Source organism: Dysgonomonas massiliensis, assembly GCF_900240225.1.
Taxonomy (GTDB): Bacteria; Bacteroidota; Bacteroidia; order Bacteroidales; family Dysgonomonadaceae; genus Dysgonomonas; species Dysgonomonas massiliensis.
In genome coordinates, this window is record NZ_OEPV01000003.1 from 257,711 (window position 1) to 281,484 (window position 23,774).

A 23,774-nucleotide genomic window follows, 5' to 3' on the forward strand; every position below is an offset into this window, starting at 1 on the left:
GCTAATATCAGATCGTTGCATATTATGAAGAATATTATCTTTCTATCCGTATGGATATTTTGCTTGTTAACAGCTTGCAAAGAAAGCCCAAAGAAAACAGCCACCACACCGGAACAGAATTCGCTTGTCGAATATGCTGAAGTATTCACTGTTGACAAACAAAAAGAATATACACTAATCAATATCAAAAATCCTTGGGATTCAACAAAGCTTCTTCAAACTTATGTTCTAGTAGATAGAGATAAGCAACTGCCTGCAAACCTACCCAAGGGCACAATTATCCGAACTCCCGTACAATCGGCTGTGGCATATTCGGTTGTACACTGTACAAGCTTGTACGAGATTGGAAAATTCGACATACTTAAAGGCATCTGCGAATCAAAATACATTCGTAAGGCTGAGATACAACAGAAACTGCTTGAGAACAAAGTTCAAGACTTGGGCTTAGCTTCGAGTCCAGACATTGAAAAAATAATGGAACTGGAGCCTGAAGTAATTTTCACATCACCCATAAGTGGACAGAATTATGGTCAAATTGAAAAGCTCAGAATTCCTATAATAGAAGTCCCCGACTATATGGAATCACACCCTTTGGGACGCGCTGAATGGATTCGCTTCTATTCATTTTTTGTAGGAAATGAGACTATCGCAGATTCACTTTTCAATGAAACAAAAAATAACTACAATCTTATAAAAGAGAAAGTAGCAAATGTTCTGTATAGACCCAGCGTCTTTACCGATACTCGTTACCAATCGAGTTGGAATATGCCCGGAGGGAAAAGCTATCTTGCTAATATGCTAAATGATGCAGGTGGATATTATGTCTGGAGTGATGACAATTCCAAATCATTCCTACCGCTTCCATTCGAAGCTGTACTTGATAAGGCTGGAGAAGCTGATTATTGGCTAATAAAATATCATGCGAATGAAAATCTCACACGCGAAAGCCTAAAAAAAGAATATTCTTCATACGCACTATTTAAAGCTTACAAAGAAAAACATGTTTATGGGTGTAATACTTTTTTCAAAGACTATTACGAAGATCTGCCTACACACCCCGACTATATCCTTAAAGATTTCGCAGCAATCTTTCATCCCGACTTATTCCCTGATTACCAATTAAAATACCACAACATATTAAAAGACTGAAAGTATGAAAATCAAAAATTTAAAAACTTTTTTACTTGTTTTTGCAAGTATCTGCTTTTTCGCTTGTAGCGATGACGACAACAACACTCCGGAGATTGGCCCAGTTGACTTATCCAACATAGAAACAATTATTGTCAACGAAGGCAATTATAAAAAAAACAACTCTATGATAAGTGGAATCACTAAAGACAAAAAAGTTGTAAAAGATCTTTATGGCAAAGCAAATGAGGGGCACAAAATTGGAGACTCAGCACAGTCTGTGGCCATCATAAACGATAAAATATATGTCGTACTCAGCAGAACTAAAGAGGTAGTAGTTTTGGATAAAGATTTCAAATATATTAAATCTATCAAAAGCGAACACTTCATGGGACCCCAATATATTGTACAAACATCCAATAAAGAAGCTGCTGTTTCAGATTTATACAATGGAAAAATTGTTTTTATAGATACCGAAGAAGACGAAATATTAGGCGATTTCACACTGGAAGGCAACGGCAAGCAACTGCTAAATGTAAACAACAAACATTTATATGTTGCTAAAGACAATTATATCGATATTATTTCAATCGCCGATAAAAACCTGGTAAAAACCTTGCCACTTCCCGTAACATCAAATTCGAAACTTGTTCTTGACAAAAACGGATATGTATGGGCATTATGCTGCAAATATGAAGACGGATGGACTACAATAGAAAAAGAAGGCAACGCATATCTTGCCAAAATTAACCCGAATAATTTAGATGATATTCAAAAGATCGAATTAGACAATTCTCTTTATCCTCAAAAATTTGCTGCACGTCTCGAAACGAACAAGGCTAAAGATAAATTATACATGACTCTTTGGTCAAATCCGTCATTTAAATCTTTGAAGGACTATCAAATCGTAGACGGAGGAAAACTTGGTATTTTCTCATTACCTATAAATGCTACCGAAGGCCTAAGTTCTGAATCCGAACCTTTATTCTGGACTAAAGACATGGCAAAAACGAATGAGAAAAACCCAGTTGAGCAACTGTATAACTTCGCCGTTACTAAAGACGAAACAATATATATCTGCGATGCTAAGGACAATGCTCAAAATGGAGCTTTGTACGAATACAGCAAAGATGGCAAAAGAATCAACACATTTGCACTTACCATATCCCCTCAATACATATTATTTGTAAATGAATAAATTATCTCTCGTCATACTATTACTGACATTATGTACTATCAGTAAGGCTCAACAAAGTCTTACTGATAGTATTTTTGAATTGAAAGCAGTAGCAATAACTAAAATTCAGACCAATGACAACAACATTGGAGCTCATACATCACAAATCAATTCAACTATCCTCGAATCAGGCATAACACAGTCCATCGGCACGCTGTTATCCGACAATAGCCTAATCTACATAAAAAGCATGGGACAGGGCGGAATGGCTACCTCCTCATTCCGTGGAACATCATCCAACCACACGCAAGTCAACTGGAATGGAATTAATATAAATCCGATAAGTAATGGTTCCTTCGATTTTTCGCAAATACCAACTTTCTTTGTCGACGAAGTTTCACTTTATCATGGCAGCAATTATTTGAAAAACGGAACCGGAGCGTTAGGGGGAAGTATAAACCTCACAAACACCCACAATTCCACTATTTGGGATAAAACAGGGCTCCACGGCCGAGTATTAGGCGAATTAGGTTCTAATGACACTTACACCGGTGGATTAATGACTTCTTACACAAACAGTAAAATACACAGCAAAACACGGCTTTACTATCAGCAATCTGACAATAATTTCAAATACGAATATAGTTTCAGACCAGGAACTACAACAACGCAACGACGCAAAAATGCTGATTACGACCAATGGGGAGTAATGCAGGAAGTCCAATACAAAATATCGGAAGAGAACAATCTCTCAGCAAATGTATGGTTTACTGACAACAGAAACAATTTACCTCAGCCAATATTTGTTCAAGAAGAGGACTTCGACTCTTATTCTGAAAGACAGAGAGTAAAAAATCTACGTTCTGTCATCAAATACAATGGTAAAAACAATAAAAGTGACTATTCTTTTTCGGCAGCTTATCTATTCAGTGATTACAAATACCGCCTATGGCAACCAAAAATGAGCAACGATGCTTTTTCAAAAAACAAAGCACATACCATAATTGGTAAAGGAGACTACAACTATCAATTAAACCCTGGTCTCTCTATCGGAGGGGCTTTCACTTATCGTTACGACTTGCTGCATATTGACAACCTTTCAAAGCGAGACACTTCCAATTATCTAGTATTATCGAGCAAACATCGCAATACTGCCACATTGCAAGCAAACTTACTTTGGCAGATAAGCCGTCCTTTAGCTTTTAATATGCAAGTAATGGCCGAGCAGAACGATGATAAATTCATGCCAACATTCTCGGCAGGAATCAATTACGAATTGATAAAAGACCGCTTATACATCCAGTCTAGCACCGCCTATAATTACCATTATCCTACGCTGAACGACCATTATTGGATTCCTGGAGGAAATGAAGATTTACGCCCCGAAAAAGGATTTTCTTACGATGCTACAATCAACTATATGACTGATATCGACAAGCCTCTTTATTTTAAAGGAAGCGTAACTTATTACATTACTACGGTTCGAGATTGGATTCTTTGGATACGCAGAGGATCTTTCATTGCAAGTCCCGAGAATATACACAAAGTGTTAGCTCACGGAGCTGAAGTTATGACAGAAACATCCCTACACACGGGCAGCCTATGGCATCGTCTATTCCTTAATTATGCATACTCGTCAACCGAAAAACAATCAGGATCAGAGCGCTTCGAGGGAGATTTCTCAACACACAAGCAACTGCCATATATACCTATACATAAATTCAATGCACGGTATATATTACGTATTCAAAATTTTATGTTTGGATATGGAATGGCTTACACTGGTAAGCGGTACACATCAACAGATCAGCAAAATTCGACTCCAAGTTATCTGATTCACGATACCGAGATAAGCTACAATCTGCGTTTCAAGCAAAACAAAAGCCTGCAACTGAAAGTACGCGTAGACAATCTGTTCGACGAATTTTACGAAAGCACTGAATACTATCCTCTCCCACTGCGATCTTGGTACGTTTCAGCGCAGTTCAGCTTTTAATTTTTCGGGTTATTCAATGTACTGTTCTTGATTCCGTAAACGAAATAGATCACCAAACCAATAGCGATCCAACCTAAAAGGCGATTCCATGTTACCATCGGCAACGATCCCATTTGTATAATACACACAGCCGCACCAAGCAGTGGGACAAACGGCACAAATGGAGTTTTGAAAGGACGTTTAAGATCCGGACGGGTTTTACGCAACACAAGTATTCCTATACATACGATAGTAAATGCTAATAGCGTACCAATCGATACTAGCTCATTCAATACATGTAGAGGGAACAGACCTGCAATTAGCCCCGTAATTATACTAGAAAAGACTGTCGCATTCTGAGGAGTACCCTTCTTATCATTTACTTTCGAGAAGAATTTAGGAAGAAGTCCGTCTTTCGATATTGAATAATAGATACGTGACTGCCCCAACATCATCACTAATATAACTGAGCTTAATCCTGCAATTGCCCCTAACTTGATCAATGGTCTCAACCATGCAAGTCCGTCACCGGCTCTATCAATAGCCAATGCAATTGGTGCACCTACATTCAAATCTTTATAATTCACCATGCCGGTCAAAACAGCCGTTACCGCTACATACAACAATGCACATATCAGCAAGGAAATTAATATACCCTTAGGCATATCCTTCTGAGGATTTTTAGCTTCCTGAGCAGCTGTTGCCAGTGCATCAAATCCAAGATAAGCATAGAATACCACAGCTGCGCCTCGCAAAATACCCGACCAACCGTATATTCCATACTCACCAGTATTTTGTGGTATATATGGAGTCCAGTTAGAAGTATCGATATATGAAATTCCAAATGCGATAAATAATAGAATAACTCCTACTTTAATTACAACAATTACATTGTTAATCATCGCCGATTGCTTAATTCCACCTAACAGCAGAGCAGAAAGCAAAGCTACGATAGCTACTGCAGGGAAATTAAATAAACTTCCACTAAAAATCCAACCTTCGGCAGTATGATCAAATGTTGCTCGACTTAATAGAGGGGATAAGTGGACTCCCCACTCATTGAGCAAGCTCAACATATACTCGGACCAGCCAGCAGCGACACTCGAACATGCAAACAAGTATTCCAATATTAAGATCCAACCTACAAACCAAGCAGGAAATTCGCCCATAGTTACATAACTATATGAATAAACACTTCCTGATACGGGAATCATCGATGCAAATTCGGCATAACACAATCCTGCCAATACGCAGCAGATTGCAGAAATAAGGAACGAAATAGTTAATGCAGGGCCTGCATATTGCGCAGCAGCTTGCCCTGTAATAACAAATATACCGGTACCTACAATTGCACCAATACCTAGTGTTACGAGATTAGCAGCACTCAGGTTTCTCTTCAACCCGCCCGAACCCTCTTGCGATTCACGGATCACGAGATTGAAATCTTTCTTTTTAAATAGTTTCTGGATCATCATTAATATTGTAATTTCAAGCTTGCAAAGCTATAAACTTTAACCTTTAAAACAGCATATAAAAGACCACTTATTTATCAGAATTCTTACTATTTAAACAAAAAAATAGTTTTTTCATTACTCTTAGTTACATATTTTACGATTTAAACTTATCTATAGCCAATAAAACCTGACAAAATTCGGAATTTACGAAATGCACCGATTAGCAAAACAATAGCATAAATCTCATCTATAATTTTATCTTCCCTTTTCCTTTTTCAATAGAATATTGATTACTTTTGCGGTGTTTTTCAACGATATAAAGACAAGTAAAATTAATGAGTAAAAAATCGTCAAGGCAAACAGGTGTTCGCAATCTGACTGAAGGCCCAATATTCAAAACCCTACTTAGACTTGCACTTCCTCTGATGGGAACTAGTTTCCTGCAGATGGCATATACGCTTTTAGCCATGTCGTGGGTAGGCCGGTTAGGAACTGAAGCACACCCCGAAATAGCTACAAAAGCCGAAGCAGCAATAGGTTCTATCGGGATGATATTATGGTTTACATCATCCATCGGATACATGGCCATGATAGGAGCCGAGGTAGCTGTAGGCCAATCTATCGGAGCACGAAAAATGCGTCAGGCAACTGCATACGCATCTACCGCTACTACAATTGCAGTAATAATAGGTACAATATGGACTCTGACTTTATTTATCCTAGCTCCACAAATTCTATTATATTTCAAGCTTCCAGCTGATGTAACGGCTGATGCCGTTTTATTTCTACGGATAGCATGCGTTGCACTTCCATGCCAATTTATGACATATTGTTTTTCGGGAATATATAATGGCTCGGGACGCAGTTCTGTTCCATTCCGTAATTATGCAGCAGGACTGATTCTGAATATGATACTCGATCCCATCTTAATGTTTCCTCTGGGAATGGGATTACAAGGTGCAGCAGTAGGTATGGCAATTTCTCAATTATGTGTATTCGCTCTATTCTTTTATCAAATACGTTACGGAAAAGGTATTCTGAATGAGTTTAGGTTTTTCGTATTACCTCGTTGGGCATTTCTTCGCCGTATATTCTTCCTCGGCGCACCCGTATCGGTCATGAACGGAGCTTATGCATTTATAAATATGAGCTTGGCACGTGTAGCATCTACTTTTGGTGGGCACTTAGGTTTGATGACTCAGACAACCGGAGGACAGATAGAAGGCATTTCATGGAATACATCGCAAGGATTTTCAACAGCCCTCAGCGCTTTCGTTGCTCAAAATTATGCTGCAGGTAAGCCCGAAAGAGGTCAAAAAGCATATATCAATACACTACAAGTACTTATAGCATATGGGGCTATCGTAAGTTTAGCTTTTGTGTTTTTCGGCGGAATAATTTTCGGAATAATCATTCCCGAAAAAGAAGCTATGGAAGCCGGAGCACAATATCTGTTTGTTATGGGATTAGTACAAATATTCATGATGCTTGAACTCACAACCCAAGGCATGTTCAATGGAATAGGACGTACTATCGAACCGGCAGCTATCAGTATTTCATGCAATGCACTACGCATTCCTCTAGCATGGTATTTGGCATCCAATATGGGTATGGGCATCATGGGTGTATGGTGGGCAATCGCTATATCAACAGTTATCAAAGGGATAATATTACCTACATGGTTTTTATTTATATATCGTAAGATCATAAAAAAGGCTCATGCTTCTGAAACTAAGCATTAATGCGTATTTGACGAAATATTAATTAAAATATAGATAGTAGCCATCACATAATAAATATTTTTGATCGTAATAATTCATTAAATCTGCAAAGTGAACTTTGCAATTCCATAAAAAACAAGTATCTTCGTCATTCAAACAAAGCGTACGCGTGGAATCATTTTTCAGAACACATAAGTATTTAGTAGAACATCTTGGAAATCCGACAGATAGACTACTAATGAAGCAGATTGACTGGTCTCGGAGACTAATCGCAGTTAAAGGTACTAGAGGTGTAGGAAAGACAACTTTTCTACTTCAGTATGCTCGTGATTATTTCGATCTGGAAAAAAGAGACTGTCTCTATATCAATCTTAATCAATTCTATTTCACTGAAAATTCGATAATCGATTTTGCAAAAGACTTTGTAGCCGGAGGTGGTAGAACACTCATTCTTGATCAGATTTACAAATACCCAAACTGGTCGAGCGAGCTGAAAGAATGCTACGAACAGCTACCAGATCTAAGAATTGTATTTTCGGGATCTACCGTACTGAAACTAAGTCAGAACAAAGAGCTTGCCTCAATTGTCGACATTTACAATCTTAGAGGATTTTCATATCGTGAATTTTTAAATATTCTTTTCAAGAAGAGTTTCAAAGCCTATACACTGGAAGATATAATTGCTAATCATCAAAAGATTGCTGCTGAAATATGCTTACATCTCGACCCTACTGAACACTTCTGGTCGTATATGCATCACGGATATTATCCATTCTTCCTCGAGAAAAGAAACTTTTCTGAAAACCTCCTGAAAACCATAAATATGATGCTCGAAGTCGATGTACTATCCATCCGACAAGTAGAACATTCATATCTCCCAAAACTTAGAAAGTTATTATATCTTCTATCTCTCTCTACACCGGGAAAACCAAATATCAGTCAATTAAGTATCGATTGTGAGATCTCGCGGGCTACAGTTACAAATTATCTTGAGTATCTGAAAAGTGCACGCCTGATCAATATGGTATATCGTAGAGGCGAAGAATTTCCCAAAAAACCAGATATGGTATATATGCACAATACGAATTTGGTATTTCTGTTCAAAATGAATGAAACCGAAGATCAGGAGTTGTGCGAAACTTTCTTTTATAATCAATTGCACCACAGCGATTGTCTAATAAAGAAAGGCCCTAAAAATGCAATGTTCATCGTCGAGAAAAACGGAGTTGAATATAACATGAAGGTAAAAAAACAAAAAGATAAAGAACGCCAGAAAGATGACATCATCTATGTCATCGATAAGATAAAGACAGGTAATAACAATGCCTTTCCATTATGGCTTTTAGGCTTTTTGTATTAAGAAGTATAACTACAAATTAATAATAGAACAAATCATTTAAAAGATTTTAGGACTAGTATAAAATTAAAAAGTATGGCTAAAGAGAAAAAATTTATCACATGTGATGGTAATCAGGCAGCAGCGCATATCTCGTATATGTTCAGCGAAGTTGCTTCGATCTATCCAATCACACCATCATCTACAATGGCAGAATATGTAGATGAATGGGCCGCTGCCGGACGTAAAAATATTTTCGGCGAAATATTGAAAGTACAGGAAATGCAATCGGAAGCCGGTGCAGCAGGAGCTGTTCACGGATCACTCCAAGCAGGAGCATTGACTACAACTTACACTGCATCGCAAGGGTTGTTGTTGATGGTTCCTAACATGTACAAAATTGCAGGGGAATTACTTCCATGTGTATTCCACATATCAGCACGTGCACTAGCTGCACAGGCATTGTCAATCTTCGGTGACCACCAAGATGTAATGGCTGCTCGCCAAACAGGATTCGCAATGTTCTTCTCTGGATCAGTTCAAGAAACAATGGACCTTTCAGCAGTGCCTCACTTGGCTACGCTTGAATCTCGCGTCCCATTCATGAACATCTTCGACGGATTCCGTACATCGCACGAGATTCAAAAAGTAGAGGAAATGAATCAAGAGGATCTTATCCCATTGATCGACCAAAAAGGTTTGAAAGAATTCCGTGAAAGAGCATTGAATCCAAACAACCCGGTAACTCGTGGTACTGCTCAGAACGACGATATTTACTTCCAATCTCGTGAAGCAGCAAACAAATTCTACGATGCAGTTCCTGAAATTGTAGAGAAATACCTTGCTGAAATTACAAGAATCACTGGCCGTAAATATGGTTTGTTCGATTATTACGGAGCTGAAGATGCAGACCGCGTAATCATCGCAATGGGTTCGGTAACAGAAGCTATCCGCGAAACAATTGATTATTTGAATGCTAAAGGTGAGAAAGTTGGATTGGTTGCAGTTCACTTATATCGTCCATTCAAAGCTGAAGCATTCTTAGCTGCAATTCCTAAAACAGCAAAACGCATCGCAGTACTTGATCGTACAAAAGAACCAGGAGCTCTTGGACAACCACTTTATATGGATGTTAAAGACTGTTTCTTTGGTAAAGAAGATGCTCCTACAATTGTAGGTGGTATCTATGGTCTTTCATCGAAAGATACAACTCCGGCTCAAATTATCTCAGTTTACGAAAACTTGGCAATGAAGATGCCTAAGAATGATTTCACAATCGGTATCGTAGACGATGTAACATTCAAATCTCTTCCTCAAAAAGAAGAAATTTCTGTTGATGACAGTAACTACGAAGCTAAATTCTATGGTTTAGGATCAGATGGTACAGTAGGTGCTAACAAAAATACAGTTAAGATCATCGGTGATAACACTTCAAAATATTGTCAAGCATACTTTGCTTACGACTCTAAGAAATCTGGTGGTTTTACAGCATCTCACCTTCGTTTCGGTGATCATCCAATTCGTTCTACTTATTTGGTAAATACCCCGAACTTCGTAGCATGTCACGTTCCAGCTTACCTACATCTATATGATGTAATCAAAGGTTTGAAAAAGAATGGCACATTCCTACTTAACTCAGTTTGGCCGAAAGAAGAAGTTGGAGAACACCTTCCAAATCACATCAAAAAATATCTAGCTGACAACAATATCAATTTCTATATCATCAATGCAACTAAGATTGCAACAGAAATTGGTCTTGGAGGACGTACAAATACTATCCTTCAATCAGCTTTCTTCAAAATATCTAATGTAATTCCTTACGATCTAGCAGTAGAGCAGATGAAGAAATTCATCGTTAAATCTTACGGACGTAAAGGTGAGGACGTTGTGAAGAAAAACTACGCTGCGGTTGATCGTGGTAACGAAATTGAAAAAGTTGAAGTTCCAGCAGAATGGTCTAACCTTGTTGAAGAGAAAAAACAAGAAGACGATGCTCCAGAATTCATCAAAAAAGTAGTTCGTCCGGTTAATGCTCAACGTGGTTACGATCTTCCAGTATCAGTATTCGTTGGTCGCGAAGATGGTACTTGGGATCATGGTACAACAGAGTACGAGAAACGTGGTGTTGCAGCATTCGTTCCAGTATGGGAAGCAGAAAACTGTATCCAATGTAACCAATGTGCTTATGTTTGTCCTCACGCAACTATCCGTCCTTTCGTATTGGATGCTGACGAACAAGCTAAAGCTCCTGCTGACTTGACATTATTGAAAGCACAAGGAAAACAATTCGATGGAATGGGATTCCGTATCCAAGTAGACGTATTAGACTGTCTAGGCTGTGGTAACTGTGCTGATATCTGTCCTGGTAAAAAAGGTAACTCTGCGCTTAAGATGGTTGAAATCGAAGGTCAGTTCCCAGAACAAGACAATTGGGATTTCATGATCAAGAACGTTAAGAGCAAAGCTCACTTAGTTGACGTATCATTGAACGTTAAGAACTCTCAGTTTGCTCAACCATTGTTCGAATTCTCGGGTGCATGTTCTGGTTGTGGAGAAACTCCATACATCAAACTTGTTACTCAATTGTTCGGAGATCGTATGATGATTGCCAATGCTACAGGTTGTACTTCAATCTATGGTGGTTCGGCTCCTTCAACTCCTTATCGTAAGAACGACGAAGGAAAAGGTCCATCTTGGGCTAACTCATTGTTCGAAGACAACGCTGAGTTCGGTATGGGATTTGCTTTAGCAAACTCTGCTATGCGTAACCGTATAGAGAAATTCATGAAAGAAGGTATCGCTAACGAACACGTTCCAGCTGACGTGAAAGAAGTGTTCCAATCATGGATCGATAACAAACAAAGCGCTGAAATAACAAAAGAACTATATCCTCAAATCATAGCTAAACTAGAAGCAGGTGTTGCAGCAAACTGCCCTATCTGCAAAGAATTGCTTGACTTGAAAGATTATCTAGTTAAACGTTCAATCTGGATCTTTGGTGGTGACGGATGGGCATACGATATAGGTTTCGGTGGTCTTGACCACGTTATCGCTTCTGGAGAAGACGTAAACATCCTAGTACTAGATACTGAAGTTTACTCTAATACTGGAGGTCAATCTTCTAAATCTACACCAACTGCTGCTGTTGCTAAATTTGCTGCTGCTGGTAAGAAAGTACGTAAGAAAGACCTAGGTATGATTGCTACAACTTATGGATATGTATACGTTGCTCAAATTGCGATGGGTGCTAACCAAGGTCAAACATTGAAAGCAATCAAAGAAGCTGAAGCATACCAAGGACCATCTCTAGTTATTGCATACTCACCTTGTATCAGCCACGGATTGAGAAAAGGGATGGGACATGCTCAAGACGAAGAGAAAGCAGCAGTAGCTTGCGGATACTGGCACCTATGGCGTTACAACCCAACTTTAGCTGATCAAGGAGAAAATCCATTCACTCTTGACAGTAAGGAACCAAATTGGGAGAATTTCCAAGCATTCTTAGGCAACGAAGTTCGTTACACTTCTCTTCAGAAGTCTAACCCTACTGAAGCTCAAGAGCTGTATCAGGCTGCTCAAGAAAATGCAATGCATCGCTACAAAGGCTACAAACGTCTTGCTAGCTATGACTACAGTGCAGAAAAAGGAACCCAAGAGTAAATAACTCGATAAGTTTCATTGAGATAATAAGGCTCAGACTAAATTTAGTCTGAGCCTTATGTTTTATATGCCAAATAAAGTAACCTAGTGGTTACTATTAGCTTTTGATAAAAATTTCTTTTAATTCATCCATTATTTGTAATTTTATAGAAGCATAAGACAACAAAGTCGAAAGTAAAATTATAAAACTACAAATATGAAAACTACAATCTTATTTGCCCAGTCCTATGGACAAGCCGACGTACTAAATTTTCACACACAAAATTTACCAATGCTTACTGACGGAATGGCACGCATAACAGTTAAAGCTGCAGGTATAAACCCTATCGATGCCAGACGTATGACAGGCGAGTTTAAACATGCAGCACTTCCACAGACCTTCGGTACTGAGTTTGCCGGTATAATTGAGGAAATTACACCTAATAGCCAATGGAAAGTCGGAGACGAAGTTCTTGGCTCTGGAGGAGTTTTTACTCATGCAACCGTAATTGATGTTCCGATCAATAATCTGGTAGCCAAGCCCAAATCAATGACTTGGGAAGTATCAGGAACTATAGCTGGAGCTGCACAGACTGCAATGACTATTCTTGACGAAATAGGGAAAGTAAAATCACTACTCATACATGGAGCTTCGGGGGGGGTTGGTTCAATTACTGTTCAATTGGCTAAAGAACGTGGAATAGACGTTGTAGCTACCGCTTCGGAACGTAATCAGGATTATTTGAGAAACTTAGGTGCTATTCCGGTTGTATATGGAGAAGGATTGATAGACCGATTAAAAAATGTATACCCACATCAATTTGATGCATCAATAGATATGTCAGGAACCGAAGAGGCTGCAAAAGCTTCGGTTGAATGTGTTAAGCCAAATGGCTTTATTGGCTCTATTGCAGGAAAAAAACTTTCAGAATCAAGAGTTCAAGCTGTATGGGTTAAACGCAATCCGGCTAACTTAAAACACGTTGTAGATGGTCTTGCAGACGGTCGTTTTAGCTGGGAAGTGGATAAAGACAATATATATCCATTTGAAAAGGCTTCTGAAGCTTATGCAAACATCTTGAAAGGACACACTAGAGGAAAAAGTGTCTTAACATTTTAATTTAGAAAAATATGAAAACAACTAGCAATATAAAAAATACATTTTTAGCAAATCACCTATTAAGTGGACCATATGAACGCCTTTTCTTGACTCCAGAACAAGAAGAAGCATATGTAAATAGTTATTTAAACAATCTGGACGGAGTAATTGAATACGAATTCAGACTTGAAGAATATTTCAATCTGAAAGTGATCGGCCTTCAATCAGTACTAGGTAGTGTTTCGATAGTAATTATCTCGGAAGAAGACAGAAAGAAATTACCTTACTTCATCCAAGAAACTCGTACGATGTATATAGTAGATTCGATAGTGGAAGTATACAAAGAAGCTGAGAAAAGAAATATTCCTATTCTGCAAAAATATACTCCTAACATAATGGGAGCTCAAGGACGGCTAGAACTAGCTCCAGGATATATTGTAGAACTTACAGAGGCTACAAACAAAGAGCTATTCTTATCAGATCCTAAAGATTACGGATTCGAGCTCAGATAAGAAATTATATTAAAAAGAAAAAAGTCTTTCAAAATCCGGTATTCGGAACTTGAAAGACTTTTTATTTATATGTACTTATTTATAAGCTTACTTATGCAAGATTTAGATCAAAGATAAGCCCAGGGAAAATACCTAGAATGATATTAAGTAATATTGCACAAACAGCAATCACTTTATAGATCATTGGCACGGTTAAAACACTCTCATGCGAATCGCGCATTACCAAAGTATTAATAACACCAAAATAGTAATAGATTGCAATGATCGAATTTATAACCCCAAAAATCACTAACGTAATATGTCCTGCCGAAAGCATTGCTCCAAACATAAATGCTTTTGCAAAGAAACCGGCCATGATAGGAATACCACCCATAGACAGCATAGCTAATGATAGAACACCAGCCATCAGAGGTTGATGACGAGCAAGTCCGTTGAAGTAAACGAAGTCTTCATCCGGCTTATTTTCTGTAACAGCCATAATAACAGCAAACGCTGCAATAGCTGCAAATGAATATGCTGCAGAATAGTACAATACTAAGTTTGCTCCATTATTCATAGCCAACAATGCCATAAGCATAAATCCGGCATGAGAAATACCCGAATAAGCCATCATACGCTTAATATTCTTCTGACGAAGACCTGTAATATTAGCTACAGTAAGAGTCAATATAGAAAGGACTACGATAACCATCTGACATGCCGGAGTCATAGCGCCAGCCATGGTTACAGACAATTTGAATAATGTACCAATAGCAGCTACTTTTACCACAGTACTCATCATTGCTGTAGTCAATGTAGGTGATCCTTCATAAACATCTGGTGCCCAAAAATGAAAAGGGAAAATTGATGCTTTGAACAACATACCTACACTCAACATGATGAACCCAATGTTAAACCATATAGGAAGATTATCTCCTTGTGAAATAAAGAATATCTCTGATGCATCAAACGTTGCAGTAGCACCATAGATCAGTGCGATGCCGAAGAGGATAAATGCTGAAGCAAAGGCTCCCATCATGAAGTATTTCAACCCAGCTTCGTTACTTTTTGCTTTACGAACATCACTCGAAGCTAGAATATATACTGCTACCGAAAGGACTTCCAATCCAAGGAAGAACATAATAAGATTTCCGTAAGATATCATTGCAATAGCTCCAGCTAAGAGGAATATCTTGAGCGACACATAATCTGTCAGCTTCAATATTTCATCTCTGTAGAAACGCTGACTCATAGCGATAACGAAGATCATCAAAACCACAAGCAATGCTGAAAATCCTAACGAGAAGTTCGAATTAATGATCATTCGATAGTTATCTACTTCCATCAATGGTTGCGCACTATCGTACTCAATATATATCAAACCAAGTATGGCCAACAAACCGGCTATAGTGAAAGGAATCAGAATCTTTCTCAAATTGAAAATTTCAATAATAAGGCAAAGAATTCCTAAAGCCGAGACCGCAATTAATGTACTCATCTATATATGATATTTCTTAGTTATTATCTATTAATAAAGCTCAGTATTTCGGTAAGTGAACCGCTTATTAGCTCCGACATAGGTATAGAATAAATACCCAGAACAAACGCAATCAGACCGATACATACAAATACGAAGCTTTCGCTTGAAGTCAGATCCCAAAATGGTTTCGTATTTTTCACTTCTCCCAGCATTACATGCTGATACATCTGCAGCATAAAGAATGCCCCCATAAACATAGACACCCCTACACCGATCATATACCAGATACTCAATTCGTACAATCCTAACATGATTGTAAATTCACCTAAGAAGTTCAAAGTAAGAGGTAAAGTTATCGAAACCAATACTACAACAAAGAACAATGTCGCAAAACGAGGAGCTAAGCTCTGGATTCCTCCCATTCTTTTGATCGATAGTGTTCCCCAACGACGTTGGATAATCTCTGCCGCAAAGAATAGACCTACAACACCAAATCCGTGTGCAATCATCAAGAATACGGCTCCTTCGAGGCCATCGTAATTTCCAGAATATGCACCAGCAGCAACAAAACCTACGTGAGCCAATGATGCATAAGCAAACAAACGTTTTATATTATCTTGCTTCAAAGCTACGATTGATCCATATATTACGCCTATTACACAAAGAATCAGCACGATTGTTTGAAGTTCTTTTGCAGCATCCGGAACAATAGGAAGTTGCCAACGCAATACACTATATAATCCCATCTTCGACATCAAACCTCCTAATAACATTGTTCCAACATATGGCGAACGCTCATATACATCAGCCTGCCATGTGTGGAAAGGGAAAATAGGAATCTTGATTGCATACGCTAAAAAGAATGCCAGATAAATCCATGTTTGCTCTGTGGCTGACAGATCAGCATTATACATATCCATCAGTTCGAAGCTACCTACTTTTGTATACAAGTAGATGATGGCTGCAAGCATAAACATTGAACCTGCAAAGGTATAGATGAAGAATGTCATCGTCGCTTTACGACGAATAGCCATTTCTCCACTACCCCAATATATAGTGATGAAGTAAATAGGAATAAGTGACAATTCCCAGAATACATAATATACTAAAGCATTACTGCTTAGGAAAACCCCTGCAATAGAGAATGCCGTAAGCATCACAAGACTATAGAAGTATTTCTCATTTTTCATTTTGTCTGATACCGACGAGATCAGAATTAGCGATAAGATGACAGTAGTCATCAATAACATCGCCATGCTAAGACCATCAGCACGCAGAGAGAACGAAATATTGAGATCGCTTATCCACATTGTCGAATAAACTAATTCGCCGCTTCCTGTAAACTGTACTAGCAAAGCTATCGAGAAGATAGCAGCAGCCGCACCGAACAAGATAGCGACCTTGGATGCAAATTTGTTACCTGACAAGCAAGTAGCAATCGCTCCGACCAATAAAATAATTAATATGACAGCAATATTCATATCTCAATAAATGATTAAACAAGAAACAATCCAATAACGATACCACAGAATCCTAGAACGAAGCAGAACAAATAAAATCCTAAACTTCCGTTTTGTAATCTGCGCATAGGGTACGATGCAAAGTCAATAGTACGAGCAACACCCACTACTATTCCTGACACAGCAGCTTCGATCCATTTGTTGAAGAACCTAGCCAATATATAACAAGGCTGAACAAATAGTGTATCGTATATTTCGTCAATGTAGTATTTATTATAAAGTACCTTGATAAGACCTGACTTTTCTTTATCATCAGCAGGTACATCACCTTTCTTCATATAAACAACCCATGCTATAAGCAATCCTGCAAAAGCAATTACTGTTGAGATCGCCATAACTGTCCACATAGTAGACGAATCGGCATGAGCATGAGATGCAATCTCTGGCATGATTGGAAGTAAATATTCGTTCAACCAATTATATCCGAATGGGAGGGCAATTACACCACCTACTACTGACAATACAGCTAAGATAATTAGCGGAAGAGTCATTGTTTTAGGTGACTCATGCACATGATCATAAGCTTCCTTAGTTCCTCTGAATTCTTTGCAGAAAGTAAGAAACAGCGCGCGGAACATATAGATTGCTGTTAATAGCGAAGCCAAAGCTCCGACTGCCCACAGAATAATATTTTTCTCGAATGCAACTAGCATGATCTCATCTTTCGAGAAGAAACCGGAGAATAACGGAATACCCGAAATTGCCATAGTTGCGATAAGGAATGTGGTAAATGTTATAGTCATTTTCTTGCGAAGACCTCCCATTTTACGCATATCTTGTTCGCCATCTACACCATGTATTACAGAACCTGCTCCAAGGAACAAACAAGCTTTGAAGAAAGCATGAGTTATAACGTGGAACACTGCTACATGATAAGCTCCACAGCCTATAGCAAGGAACATCAATCCAAGCTGTGATACAGTAGAGTAAGCTAAAACTTTCTTTATATCAGTCTGAACGATTGCAATAGTTGCAGCAAATAGAGCAGTTACAGCTCCTACTATAGCTATCAGCCAAAGCACGTCAGGTGTAAGTTCGAATAAGAAGTTCAGACGTGAGATCATAAAGATACCACCCGTAACCATCGTAGCAGCATGGATCAAAGCTGAAACCGGAGTTGGACCAGCCATCGCGTCAGGTAACCAAGTATATAATGGTAATTGGGCACTCTTACCAGTAGCTCCTATAAATAGTGCAAAAGTAGCTAATGCCAACAAGCCTGTTGTTTGGATATCATTAGTTGAACTTACAGCAGCTTTCAATCCGTCGAAGTCAACTGTATTGAATAGATAGATCAGGGTGAAAACTCCTAACAGGAAGAACATATCTCCGATACGGTTCATGATGAAAGCTTTCTTTGCAGCATCATTATAACTCTGGTTTTTATACCAGAATCCGATCAATAGATATGAACATAGTCCAACACCTTCCCATCCAACAAACATGATCAGTAGGTTGCTTCCAGTTACCAAAACTGCCATAAAGAATATAAACAGATTAAGGTAAGCAAAGAACTTACTTATATTTTCGTCTTTCTCCATATAACCTATCGAATAGATATGGATCAAGAAACCGATTCCTGTTACGAATAATAACCATAGAATAGATAGTTGATCGAGTACAAATGCGAAATCAATACTTACCGATCTTAGATCTAACCATGGGAATAAATTTACATGTATTGCTTCTCCCGTCGAAAGGATTCCGGCGAAGAAATAAATCGAGATTAAGAAGCTAACCAATACTGCTAGGTTTGCAATTGTACCGGATAGTGTTTTTCCCAATTTATTGCCGAAGCATAAATTGATACCAAAGCCAACTAGGGGACTGAGTAATAATATTAATAGTAATACTGTTTCCATATGTTCTATCCTCTTAGTTTTTTAAGCTTGTCAATATCTACTATTCCCAGATTTCTGAATATTGTAACCAATATAGCCAATCCGACTGCTACTTCGGCAGCAGCTACTGCCATCGAGAACAGTACGAAAACCTGCCCACTGGTATCGGCATGATAAACAGAAAATACTACTAACAACATATTTGCCGCAGCCAACATCAATTCGACCGACATCAGCATCACAATACTGCTACGTCTGAAAAGAACTCCCGCTGCACCGATAGCAAACAAAAGAATGCTAAGGTAGATATAGTTATCGAGTCCTATTTGTTCTAATATACTTTGCATATCTTAAGCGTTTTTCTCTCTTTTAGAAATTAATACTGCTCCAACCATTGCCGTGATCAACAAGATAGCAGCAAATTCGAATGGAACGAGATATTCATCGAAAAGCACTTGACCTACTACTGCCACCGATTGATAATCGGCTCCCGCAACTTGATAAGTCTTAACGATCGGATCAGCTTTCACGATTGCTGCCAATACTACTAAAGCCATCAATCCGGCTGAAGATACTGCAGCAATACGAGTCGCTATTTTCTTTTTCTCTTCGTGCACTTCACTCAGATTCATCAACATCAGGGCAAATAATAACATAATCATAATTGCACCTGCATAAACGATGATCTGAACGATTGCCAGAAACTGTGCATCAAGCAACAGAAAGTGTCCGGCCAACGAAAAGAAACAAACAATCATAGCAACAGCACTATGTATCGGATTGCGCGAAGCAATTGTAAATACACCTGCTGATAGGGTTATTGCCGCCAAAATATAAAATACGATTGTCAACATTTATTTTATTTTTATGCGTTTTTATTCTTTAGCTTGAGTAATGATGCTCCGTATCTTTCGCTCTTAGCATCTTCTACCGAGATTACCAACTGATCTTTACCATAAATAAATGACTTACGATCTAGTTTTGGTTTTACGAATTCCTGCGATTTCGACAAGAAGATTGCTTCTTTCGGACAAGCCTCTTCACATAGTCCACAGAAAATACAACGAAGCATATTTATTTCGTATATCTCAGCATATTTTTCTTCACGATACAGATTTTCTTCACCTGGTTGACGTTCGGCAGCTTTCATCGTAATCGCTTCGGCCGGACAAGCCAATGCGCACAATCCACAAGCCGTACAACGTTCACGTCCTTCGTCATCACGCATCAATACGTGGCGTCCACGATATACAGGAGCCAAGGGGCGTTTTTGTTCAGGATACTGTATCGTCACTTTCTTCGAAAAGAAGTGCTTGATCGTAATCCACATCCCTTTCAAAACAGACACAAGGTAGATCTTCTCGATGAGTGTCATCTTTTTATTGACAACCTCAACTTTACGACCCGAAAGTGACATTTTTTCTATTGACATATATAAATCGTTTTTCTATTAAAAAATCAATTTCACAAATGCGATGATGAAAATGTTTATTACCGATAGCGGGAATAATACTTTCCAACCTAAGTTCATCAGCTGGTCGTAACGGAAACGTGGTATTGTCCAACGTACCCAAATGTAAACGAACATGAAGAACAATGTTTTTCCGAATATCGCAGCAAAGCCAAATAATGCATCAATGTTAGTTCCCCAATTTTCGGCTACCCAATCCATTCCCGGATAACAATATCCTCCGAAGAAAAGAACAGAGATAAATGCTGAAGAGAAGAACATTGCAGCATATTCCGAGAACATATAGAATCCCATCTTCATTGACGAGAATTCTGTATGGTGACCATTTACAAGTTCCGATTCACACTCTGCCAAGTCAAACGGTGTACGATTACATTCGGCAAACGAACAAACGATAAAGATTAAGAATGTCAGCGGATGATAGATTATATTCCAATTCATCCCGAAACTACCTATTTGTTGTTCTGTTATTGTAGATAAACTCATCGACCCTGCTGTCATGATGATAGCGATCAACGCTCCACCCATTGCCAGTTCGTACGAAATCATTTGTGCTCCGGCACGAATTGCTCCTTGAAGCGAGAATTTATTACCCGATGCCCATGCACCCAAAACTACACCATAAACACTGATTCCAAGAACAGCCATCACATAAAGCACAGCTACATTTACATCAGCAACTTGCGGTATAACAATAAAATCGCCAAAGTCAATTGCTCGTGCCCAAGGAATAACAGCCGAGCCCAACAAGGCTACAACCATCGAAATACCAGGTCCGGCAATGAATAGCCATTTGTTAGGTGTATCTGGACGAAAGTCTTCTTTTGCAAAAAGCTTTGCTCCATCACAAACCGGTTGAAGTATCCCCCAAGGTCCTGCTCTATTCGGTCCGTAACGGTCTTGAATAAATCCGGCAACCTTACGTTCTGCCAATGTTGCATACATGGCAACAACCAATGTGATGCTAAATACCAACAGAATGAGGATCAGTTTCTCTAAAAAAATTGCTACATCCATAATATCTGATTATTCTTCTTTTACTCTTTTGATAGCTTCTATTTCACGTTCATCGTACGGAACATCCACCATACTAATCTTCTGCTGGTCTTGTTTACGACCTTCAGTAACTAAATCATCTTGATTCAATGCTACTTTTTTGACAGGTTTCGTATAGTTATTTACATTCAGCACCGAGTTTTTTGCAAATTTACGTGGTCCTTCGATCACCCAGTCATTTGCATCTTTATGATCGAAACGACATTCGTTACAGATAAAGTCTTCAACTTCGTTCCATTCATCTTTACGAGCTGAGACGCGTTGTACTTCATCTCCAAACATCCAAAGGACAGCTTTTCCTGAACATTTAGAACAGTTACGATGAGCGTCGAATTTCTTGTTAAACCATATGCGCGAATCGAAACGGAACGTTTTATCAGTCAAAGCCCCAACCGGACAAACATCGATCATATTTCCTGAGAAATCATTTTCAACAGCATTGTTGATATATGTCGAAATCTCGGCATGATCGCCACGTCCCATTACTCCGTGTACACGACCATCTGTTATCTGATCAGCTAAACGTACACAACGATAGCAGATAATACAACGATTCTTGTTTAGTTCGATATAAGGACCTATATCTTCTTTCGGATATGTATTTTTTTCTTCAGTATATCTCGAATGGTACGCTTTGTTTTCGTAAGCTAAATCTTGCAGATTACATTCTCCTGCCTGATCACAAACCGGACAATCCAGCGGGTGATTAATCAGCAACATTTCTGTAATTGCCTTACGTGCTTTCACTGCACGCTCAGACGTAGCACTTTTAACCTCCATACCGTCTTGAACTGCAGTTACGCACGATGGCTGCAATTTAGGCATCGGACGAGGATCGCGTTCGCTACCCTTTGATACCTCAACTAAACAGCAACGGCATTTCCCTCCGCAGTCTTTCAGTTTAGAGTAATAACACATAGTTGGAGGCACACATGGACCGCCAATCATACGAGCTGCCTGAAGTACGGTTGTACCTGGCTCGACCTCTATTGTATGTTCGTCTATAGTTATTTTCATTTTATTTTTATCTTAATAGATGTCTAACTTTTTCCATTGGTTCGTTTACAAAGTGATCTCTGTTTTTTACCTTTTCAGGGAAACGAACGTGATATTCAAATTCTTCGCGGAAGTGATGTATTGCCGCTGCTACCGGCCAAGAAGCCGCATCGCCTAGAGGACAGATCGTATTCCCTTCAATCTGACTCTGAATACTGAACAACAGGTCAATATCTTCTTGACGGCCATGTCCATTTTCTATACGATGGAGGATTTTCTCCATCCATCCAGTACCTTCACGACATGGTGTACATTGTCCACAGCTTTCGTGATGGAAGAAGCGAGATATATTATGCGTATTTCTTACAATACAAGTAGTATCGTTGAATACCATAAAACCACCTGATCCCAAAGAAGAACCGGTTTGTTTACCGCCATCCGACCACGATTCGTAGCTCATCAGACGAGTATCGCCTGCTGCTGTTTTGAATATATATTCAGGAGGTAGTATCTGCACAGATGCTCCACCAGGAATTATAGCTTTCAACGGACGATCGTCCATCATGCCACCACAATATTCGTCAGAATAGAAGAATTCTTCAACCGAAAGTCCCATTTCAATCTCGTATACACCCGGATTTTTGATATGTCCCGATGCACTGATCAATTTAGTACCTGTCGATTTCTCTGTTCCTATTTTAGCATATTCTGCGCCACCGTTATTTACGATCCACGATACTGCAGAAATTGACTCAACATTATTTACAACTGTAGGGTTAGCCCACAATCCGCTTACTGCTGGGAATGGTGGCTTCATACGTGGATTACCACGTTTACCTTCAAGAGATTCTAACAATGCTGTTTCTTCTCCACAGACATAAGCTCCACCTCCACAGTGAACATTCAGATCAAGATCGTATCCCGACCCTAAGATATTTTTACCTAACCAGCCATTCGCATAAGCTTCTGCAATCGCCTTCTCTAGGATTTTATAAATCCACATGTATTCTCCACGGATGTAGATATACGAGCGATTAGCTTCCAAAGCATAACTTGCAGTAATTGCCCCCTCAATCAAAAGATGTGGAATATGATGCATCAAATAGCGGTCTTTGAAAGTTCCTGGTTCTGACTCATCGGCATTAACTACCAAGTGACGAGGTTTTCCCGATTTTTTATCGATAAAGCTCCACTTCATTCCCATCGGGAAACCGGCTCCCCCACGTCCGCGCAATTGAGAAGCTTTCACTTCTTCAACGACCTGATCGGGAGTCATCGTTTTCAAGGCTTTTTCTACCGAACTGTATCCGCCGTTTTTGCGGTATACTTCATATTCGTTTATGTTCGGAATATCCAGCTTTTCAAATAATATCTTTCTACTCATTTTTTC

At 38.9% G+C, this 23,774-nt stretch carries 18 protein-coding genes; 8 read left to right on the forward strand and 10 right to left on the reverse strand.

What is annotated here, in order from left to right:
• The first annotated feature begins 24 nt into the window (after positions 1-24).
• Genes C1A06_RS04640 through C1A06_RS04650 form a run of 3 tightly spaced genes read left to right on the forward strand, consistent with a single transcriptional unit; the run spans position 25 to position 4,301 of the window.
• A complete protein-coding gene (locus C1A06_RS04640) occupies positions 25-1,149 on the forward strand; it encodes an ABC transporter substrate-binding protein (RefSeq protein WP_101689112.1) in 1,125 nt (374 codons plus the stop codon).
• A 4-nt stretch (positions 1,150-1,153) separates the two neighbouring features.
• Positions 1,154-2,326: a YncE family protein gene (locus tag C1A06_RS04645; protein WP_101689071.1), complete on the forward strand. Its 1,173-nt coding sequence runs from the start codon at positions 1,154-1,156 to the stop codon at positions 2,324-2,326.
• Positions 2,319-4,301, forward strand: coding sequence for a TonB-dependent receptor plug domain-containing protein (locus tag C1A06_RS04650; RefSeq protein WP_101689072.1), 1,983 nt, complete (start codon positions 2,319-2,321; stop codon positions 4,299-4,301). Before C1A06_RS04645 ends, C1A06_RS04650 begins: the two co-directional genes overlap by 8 nt.
• On the opposite strand, the gene C1A06_RS04655 is transcribed toward C1A06_RS04650, so the two are convergent.
• Positions 4,298-5,752, reverse strand: coding sequence for an amino acid permease (locus C1A06_RS04655; RefSeq protein ID WP_101689113.1), 1,455 nt, complete (start codon positions 5,750-5,752; stop codon positions 4,298-4,300). The two genes, C1A06_RS04650 and C1A06_RS04655, sit on opposite strands and share 4 nt — an antisense overlap.
• Positions 5,753-6,069: 317 nt before the next feature.
• On the opposite strand from C1A06_RS04655, the gene C1A06_RS04660 reads away from it, so the two are divergent.
• The 5 genes from C1A06_RS04660 to C1A06_RS04680 all read left to right on the forward strand — a co-directional run bounded on the left by C1A06_RS04660 (position 6,070) and on the right by C1A06_RS04680 (position 14,041).
• On the forward strand, positions 6,070-7,476 hold the full coding sequence (locus C1A06_RS04660; protein ID WP_101689073.1) for an MATE family efflux transporter: 1,407 nt from the start codon (positions 6,070-6,072) through the stop codon (positions 7,474-7,476).
• Between the two features lie 148 nt (positions 7,477-7,624).
• Positions 7,625-8,815 (forward strand): AAA family ATPase, encoded by a 1,191-nt coding sequence (locus C1A06_RS04665; protein WP_185116813.1) that lies wholly within the window; start codon positions 7,625-7,627, stop codon positions 8,813-8,815.
• Positions 8,816-8,887: 72 nt separating this feature from the next.
• Positions 8,888-12,451: a pyruvate:ferredoxin (flavodoxin) oxidoreductase gene (gene nifJ / locus C1A06_RS04670; protein ID WP_101689074.1), complete on the forward strand. Its 3,564-nt coding sequence runs from the start codon at positions 8,888-8,890 to the stop codon at positions 12,449-12,451.
• A gap of 196 nt (positions 12,452-12,647) precedes the next feature.
• Positions 12,648-13,550, forward strand: coding sequence for an NADP-dependent oxidoreductase (locus C1A06_RS04675; protein WP_101689075.1), 903 nt, complete (start codon positions 12,648-12,650; stop codon positions 13,548-13,550).
• 11 nt (positions 13,551-13,561) lie between these two features.
• On the forward strand, positions 13,562-14,041 hold the full coding sequence (locus C1A06_RS04680) for a hypothetical protein (protein ID WP_101689076.1): 480 nt from the start codon (positions 13,562-13,564) through the stop codon (positions 14,039-14,041).
• A gap of 91 nt (positions 14,042-14,132) precedes the next feature.
• Here C1A06_RS04680 and C1A06_RS04685 read toward each other — a convergent pair whose 3' ends face one another.
• Genes C1A06_RS04685 through nuoF form a run of 9 tightly spaced genes read right to left on the reverse strand, consistent with a single transcriptional unit; the run spans position 14,133 to position 23,768 of the window.
• A complete protein-coding gene (locus tag C1A06_RS04685; protein ID WP_101689077.1) occupies positions 14,133-15,518 on the reverse strand; it encodes an NADH-quinone oxidoreductase subunit N in 1,386 nt (461 codons plus the stop codon).
• A gap of 23 nt (positions 15,519-15,541) precedes the next feature.
• The gene (locus tag C1A06_RS04690) at positions 15,542-16,981 is read right to left on the reverse strand and encodes a complex I subunit 4 family protein (protein WP_101689078.1); all 1,440 of its coding nucleotides are present in this window, start codon (positions 16,979-16,981) and stop codon (positions 15,542-15,544) included.
• A 14-nt stretch (positions 16,982-16,995) separates the two neighbouring features.
• On the reverse strand, positions 16,996-18,882 hold the full coding sequence (gene nuoL / locus C1A06_RS04695; RefSeq protein WP_101689079.1) for an NADH-quinone oxidoreductase subunit L: 1,887 nt from the start codon (positions 18,880-18,882) through the stop codon (positions 16,996-16,998).
• Positions 18,883-18,887: 5 nt separating this feature from the next.
• On the reverse strand, positions 18,888-19,208 hold the full coding sequence (nuoK, locus tag C1A06_RS04700; RefSeq protein WP_101689080.1) for an NADH-quinone oxidoreductase subunit NuoK: 321 nt from the start codon (positions 19,206-19,208) through the stop codon (positions 18,888-18,890).
• A 3-nt stretch (positions 19,209-19,211) separates the two neighbouring features.
• The gene (locus tag C1A06_RS04705) at positions 19,212-19,715 is read right to left on the reverse strand and encodes an NADH-quinone oxidoreductase subunit J family protein (protein ID WP_101689081.1); all 504 of its coding nucleotides are present in this window, start codon (positions 19,713-19,715) and stop codon (positions 19,212-19,214) included.
• 11 nt (positions 19,716-19,726) lie between these two features.
• A complete protein-coding gene (gene nuoI, locus C1A06_RS04710; RefSeq protein WP_101689082.1) occupies positions 19,727-20,293 on the reverse strand; it encodes an NADH-quinone oxidoreductase subunit NuoI in 567 nt (188 codons plus the stop codon).
• Positions 20,294-20,311: 18 nt separating this feature from the next.
• On the reverse strand, positions 20,312-21,349 hold the full coding sequence (nuoH, locus tag C1A06_RS04715) for an NADH-quinone oxidoreductase subunit NuoH (protein ID WP_101689083.1): 1,038 nt from the start codon (positions 21,347-21,349) through the stop codon (positions 20,312-20,314).
• A 9-nt stretch (positions 21,350-21,358) separates the two neighbouring features.
• Positions 21,359-22,405, reverse strand: a complete 1,047-nt coding sequence (locus C1A06_RS04720; RefSeq protein ID WP_101689084.1) for an NADH-quinone oxidoreductase subunit G — start codon at positions 22,403-22,405, stop codon at positions 21,359-21,361.
• 7 nt (positions 22,406-22,412) lie between these two features.
• Complete coding sequence (gene nuoF, locus C1A06_RS04725; protein ID WP_101689085.1) at positions 22,413-23,768, reverse strand: NADH-quinone oxidoreductase subunit NuoF; 1,356 nt, start codon at positions 23,766-23,768, stop codon at positions 22,413-22,415.
• Positions 23,769-23,774 lie beyond the last annotated feature (6 nt).

Excerpts from the sequence above, each read along its gene's own strand:
- C1A06_RS04640 (WP_101689112.1), top strand. The coding sequence starts at position 25 with ATGAAGAATATTATCTTTCTATCCGTATGGATATTTTGCTTGTTAACA.
- C1A06_RS04645 (WP_101689071.1), top strand. The coding sequence starts at position 1,154 with ATGAAAATCAAAAATTTAAAAACTTTTTTACTTGTTTTTGCAAGTATC.
- C1A06_RS04650 (WP_101689072.1), top strand. The coding sequence starts at position 2,319 with ATGAATAAATTATCTCTCGTCATACTATTACTGACATTATGTACTATC.
- C1A06_RS04655 (WP_101689113.1), bottom strand. The coding sequence starts at position 5,752 with ATGATCCAGAAACTATTTAAAAAGAAAGATTTCAATCTCGTGATCCGT.
- C1A06_RS04660 (WP_101689073.1), top strand. The coding sequence starts at position 6,070 with ATGAGTAAAAAATCGTCAAGGCAAACAGGTGTTCGCAATCTGACTGAA.
- nifJ (WP_101689074.1), top strand. The coding sequence starts at position 8,888 with ATGGCTAAAGAGAAAAAATTTATCACATGTGATGGTAATCAGGCAGCA.
- C1A06_RS04675 (WP_101689075.1), top strand. The coding sequence starts at position 12,648 with ATGAAAACTACAATCTTATTTGCCCAGTCCTATGGACAAGCCGACGTA.
- C1A06_RS04680 (WP_101689076.1), top strand. The coding sequence starts at position 13,562 with ATGAAAACAACTAGCAATATAAAAAATACATTTTTAGCAAATCACCTA.
- C1A06_RS04685 (WP_101689077.1), bottom strand. The coding sequence starts at position 15,518 with ATGAGTACATTAATTGCGGTCTCGGCTTTAGGAATTCTTTGCCTTATT.
- C1A06_RS04690 (WP_101689078.1), bottom strand. The coding sequence starts at position 16,981 with ATGAATATTGCTGTCATATTAATTATTTTATTGGTCGGAGCGATTGCT.
- nuoL (WP_101689079.1), bottom strand. The coding sequence starts at position 18,882 with ATGGAAACAGTATTACTATTAATATTATTACTCAGTCCCCTAGTTGGC.
- nuoK (WP_101689080.1), bottom strand. The coding sequence starts at position 19,208 with ATGCAAAGTATATTAGAACAAATAGGACTCGATAACTATATCTACCTT.
- C1A06_RS04705 (WP_101689081.1), bottom strand. The coding sequence starts at position 19,715 with ATGTTGACAATCGTATTTTATATTTTGGCGGCAATAACCCTATCAGCA.
- nuoI (WP_101689082.1), bottom strand. The coding sequence starts at position 20,293 with ATGTCAATAGAAAAAATGTCACTTTCGGGTCGTAAAGTTGAGGTTGTC.
- nuoH (WP_101689083.1), bottom strand. The coding sequence starts at position 21,349 with ATGGATGTAGCAATTTTTTTAGAGAAACTGATCCTCATTCTGTTGGTA.
- C1A06_RS04720 (WP_101689084.1), bottom strand. The coding sequence starts at position 22,405 with ATGAAAATAACTATAGACGAACATACAATAGAGGTCGAGCCAGGTACA.
- nuoF (WP_101689085.1), bottom strand. The coding sequence starts at position 23,768 with ATGAGTAGAAAGATATTATTTGAAAAGCTGGATATTCCGAACATAAAC.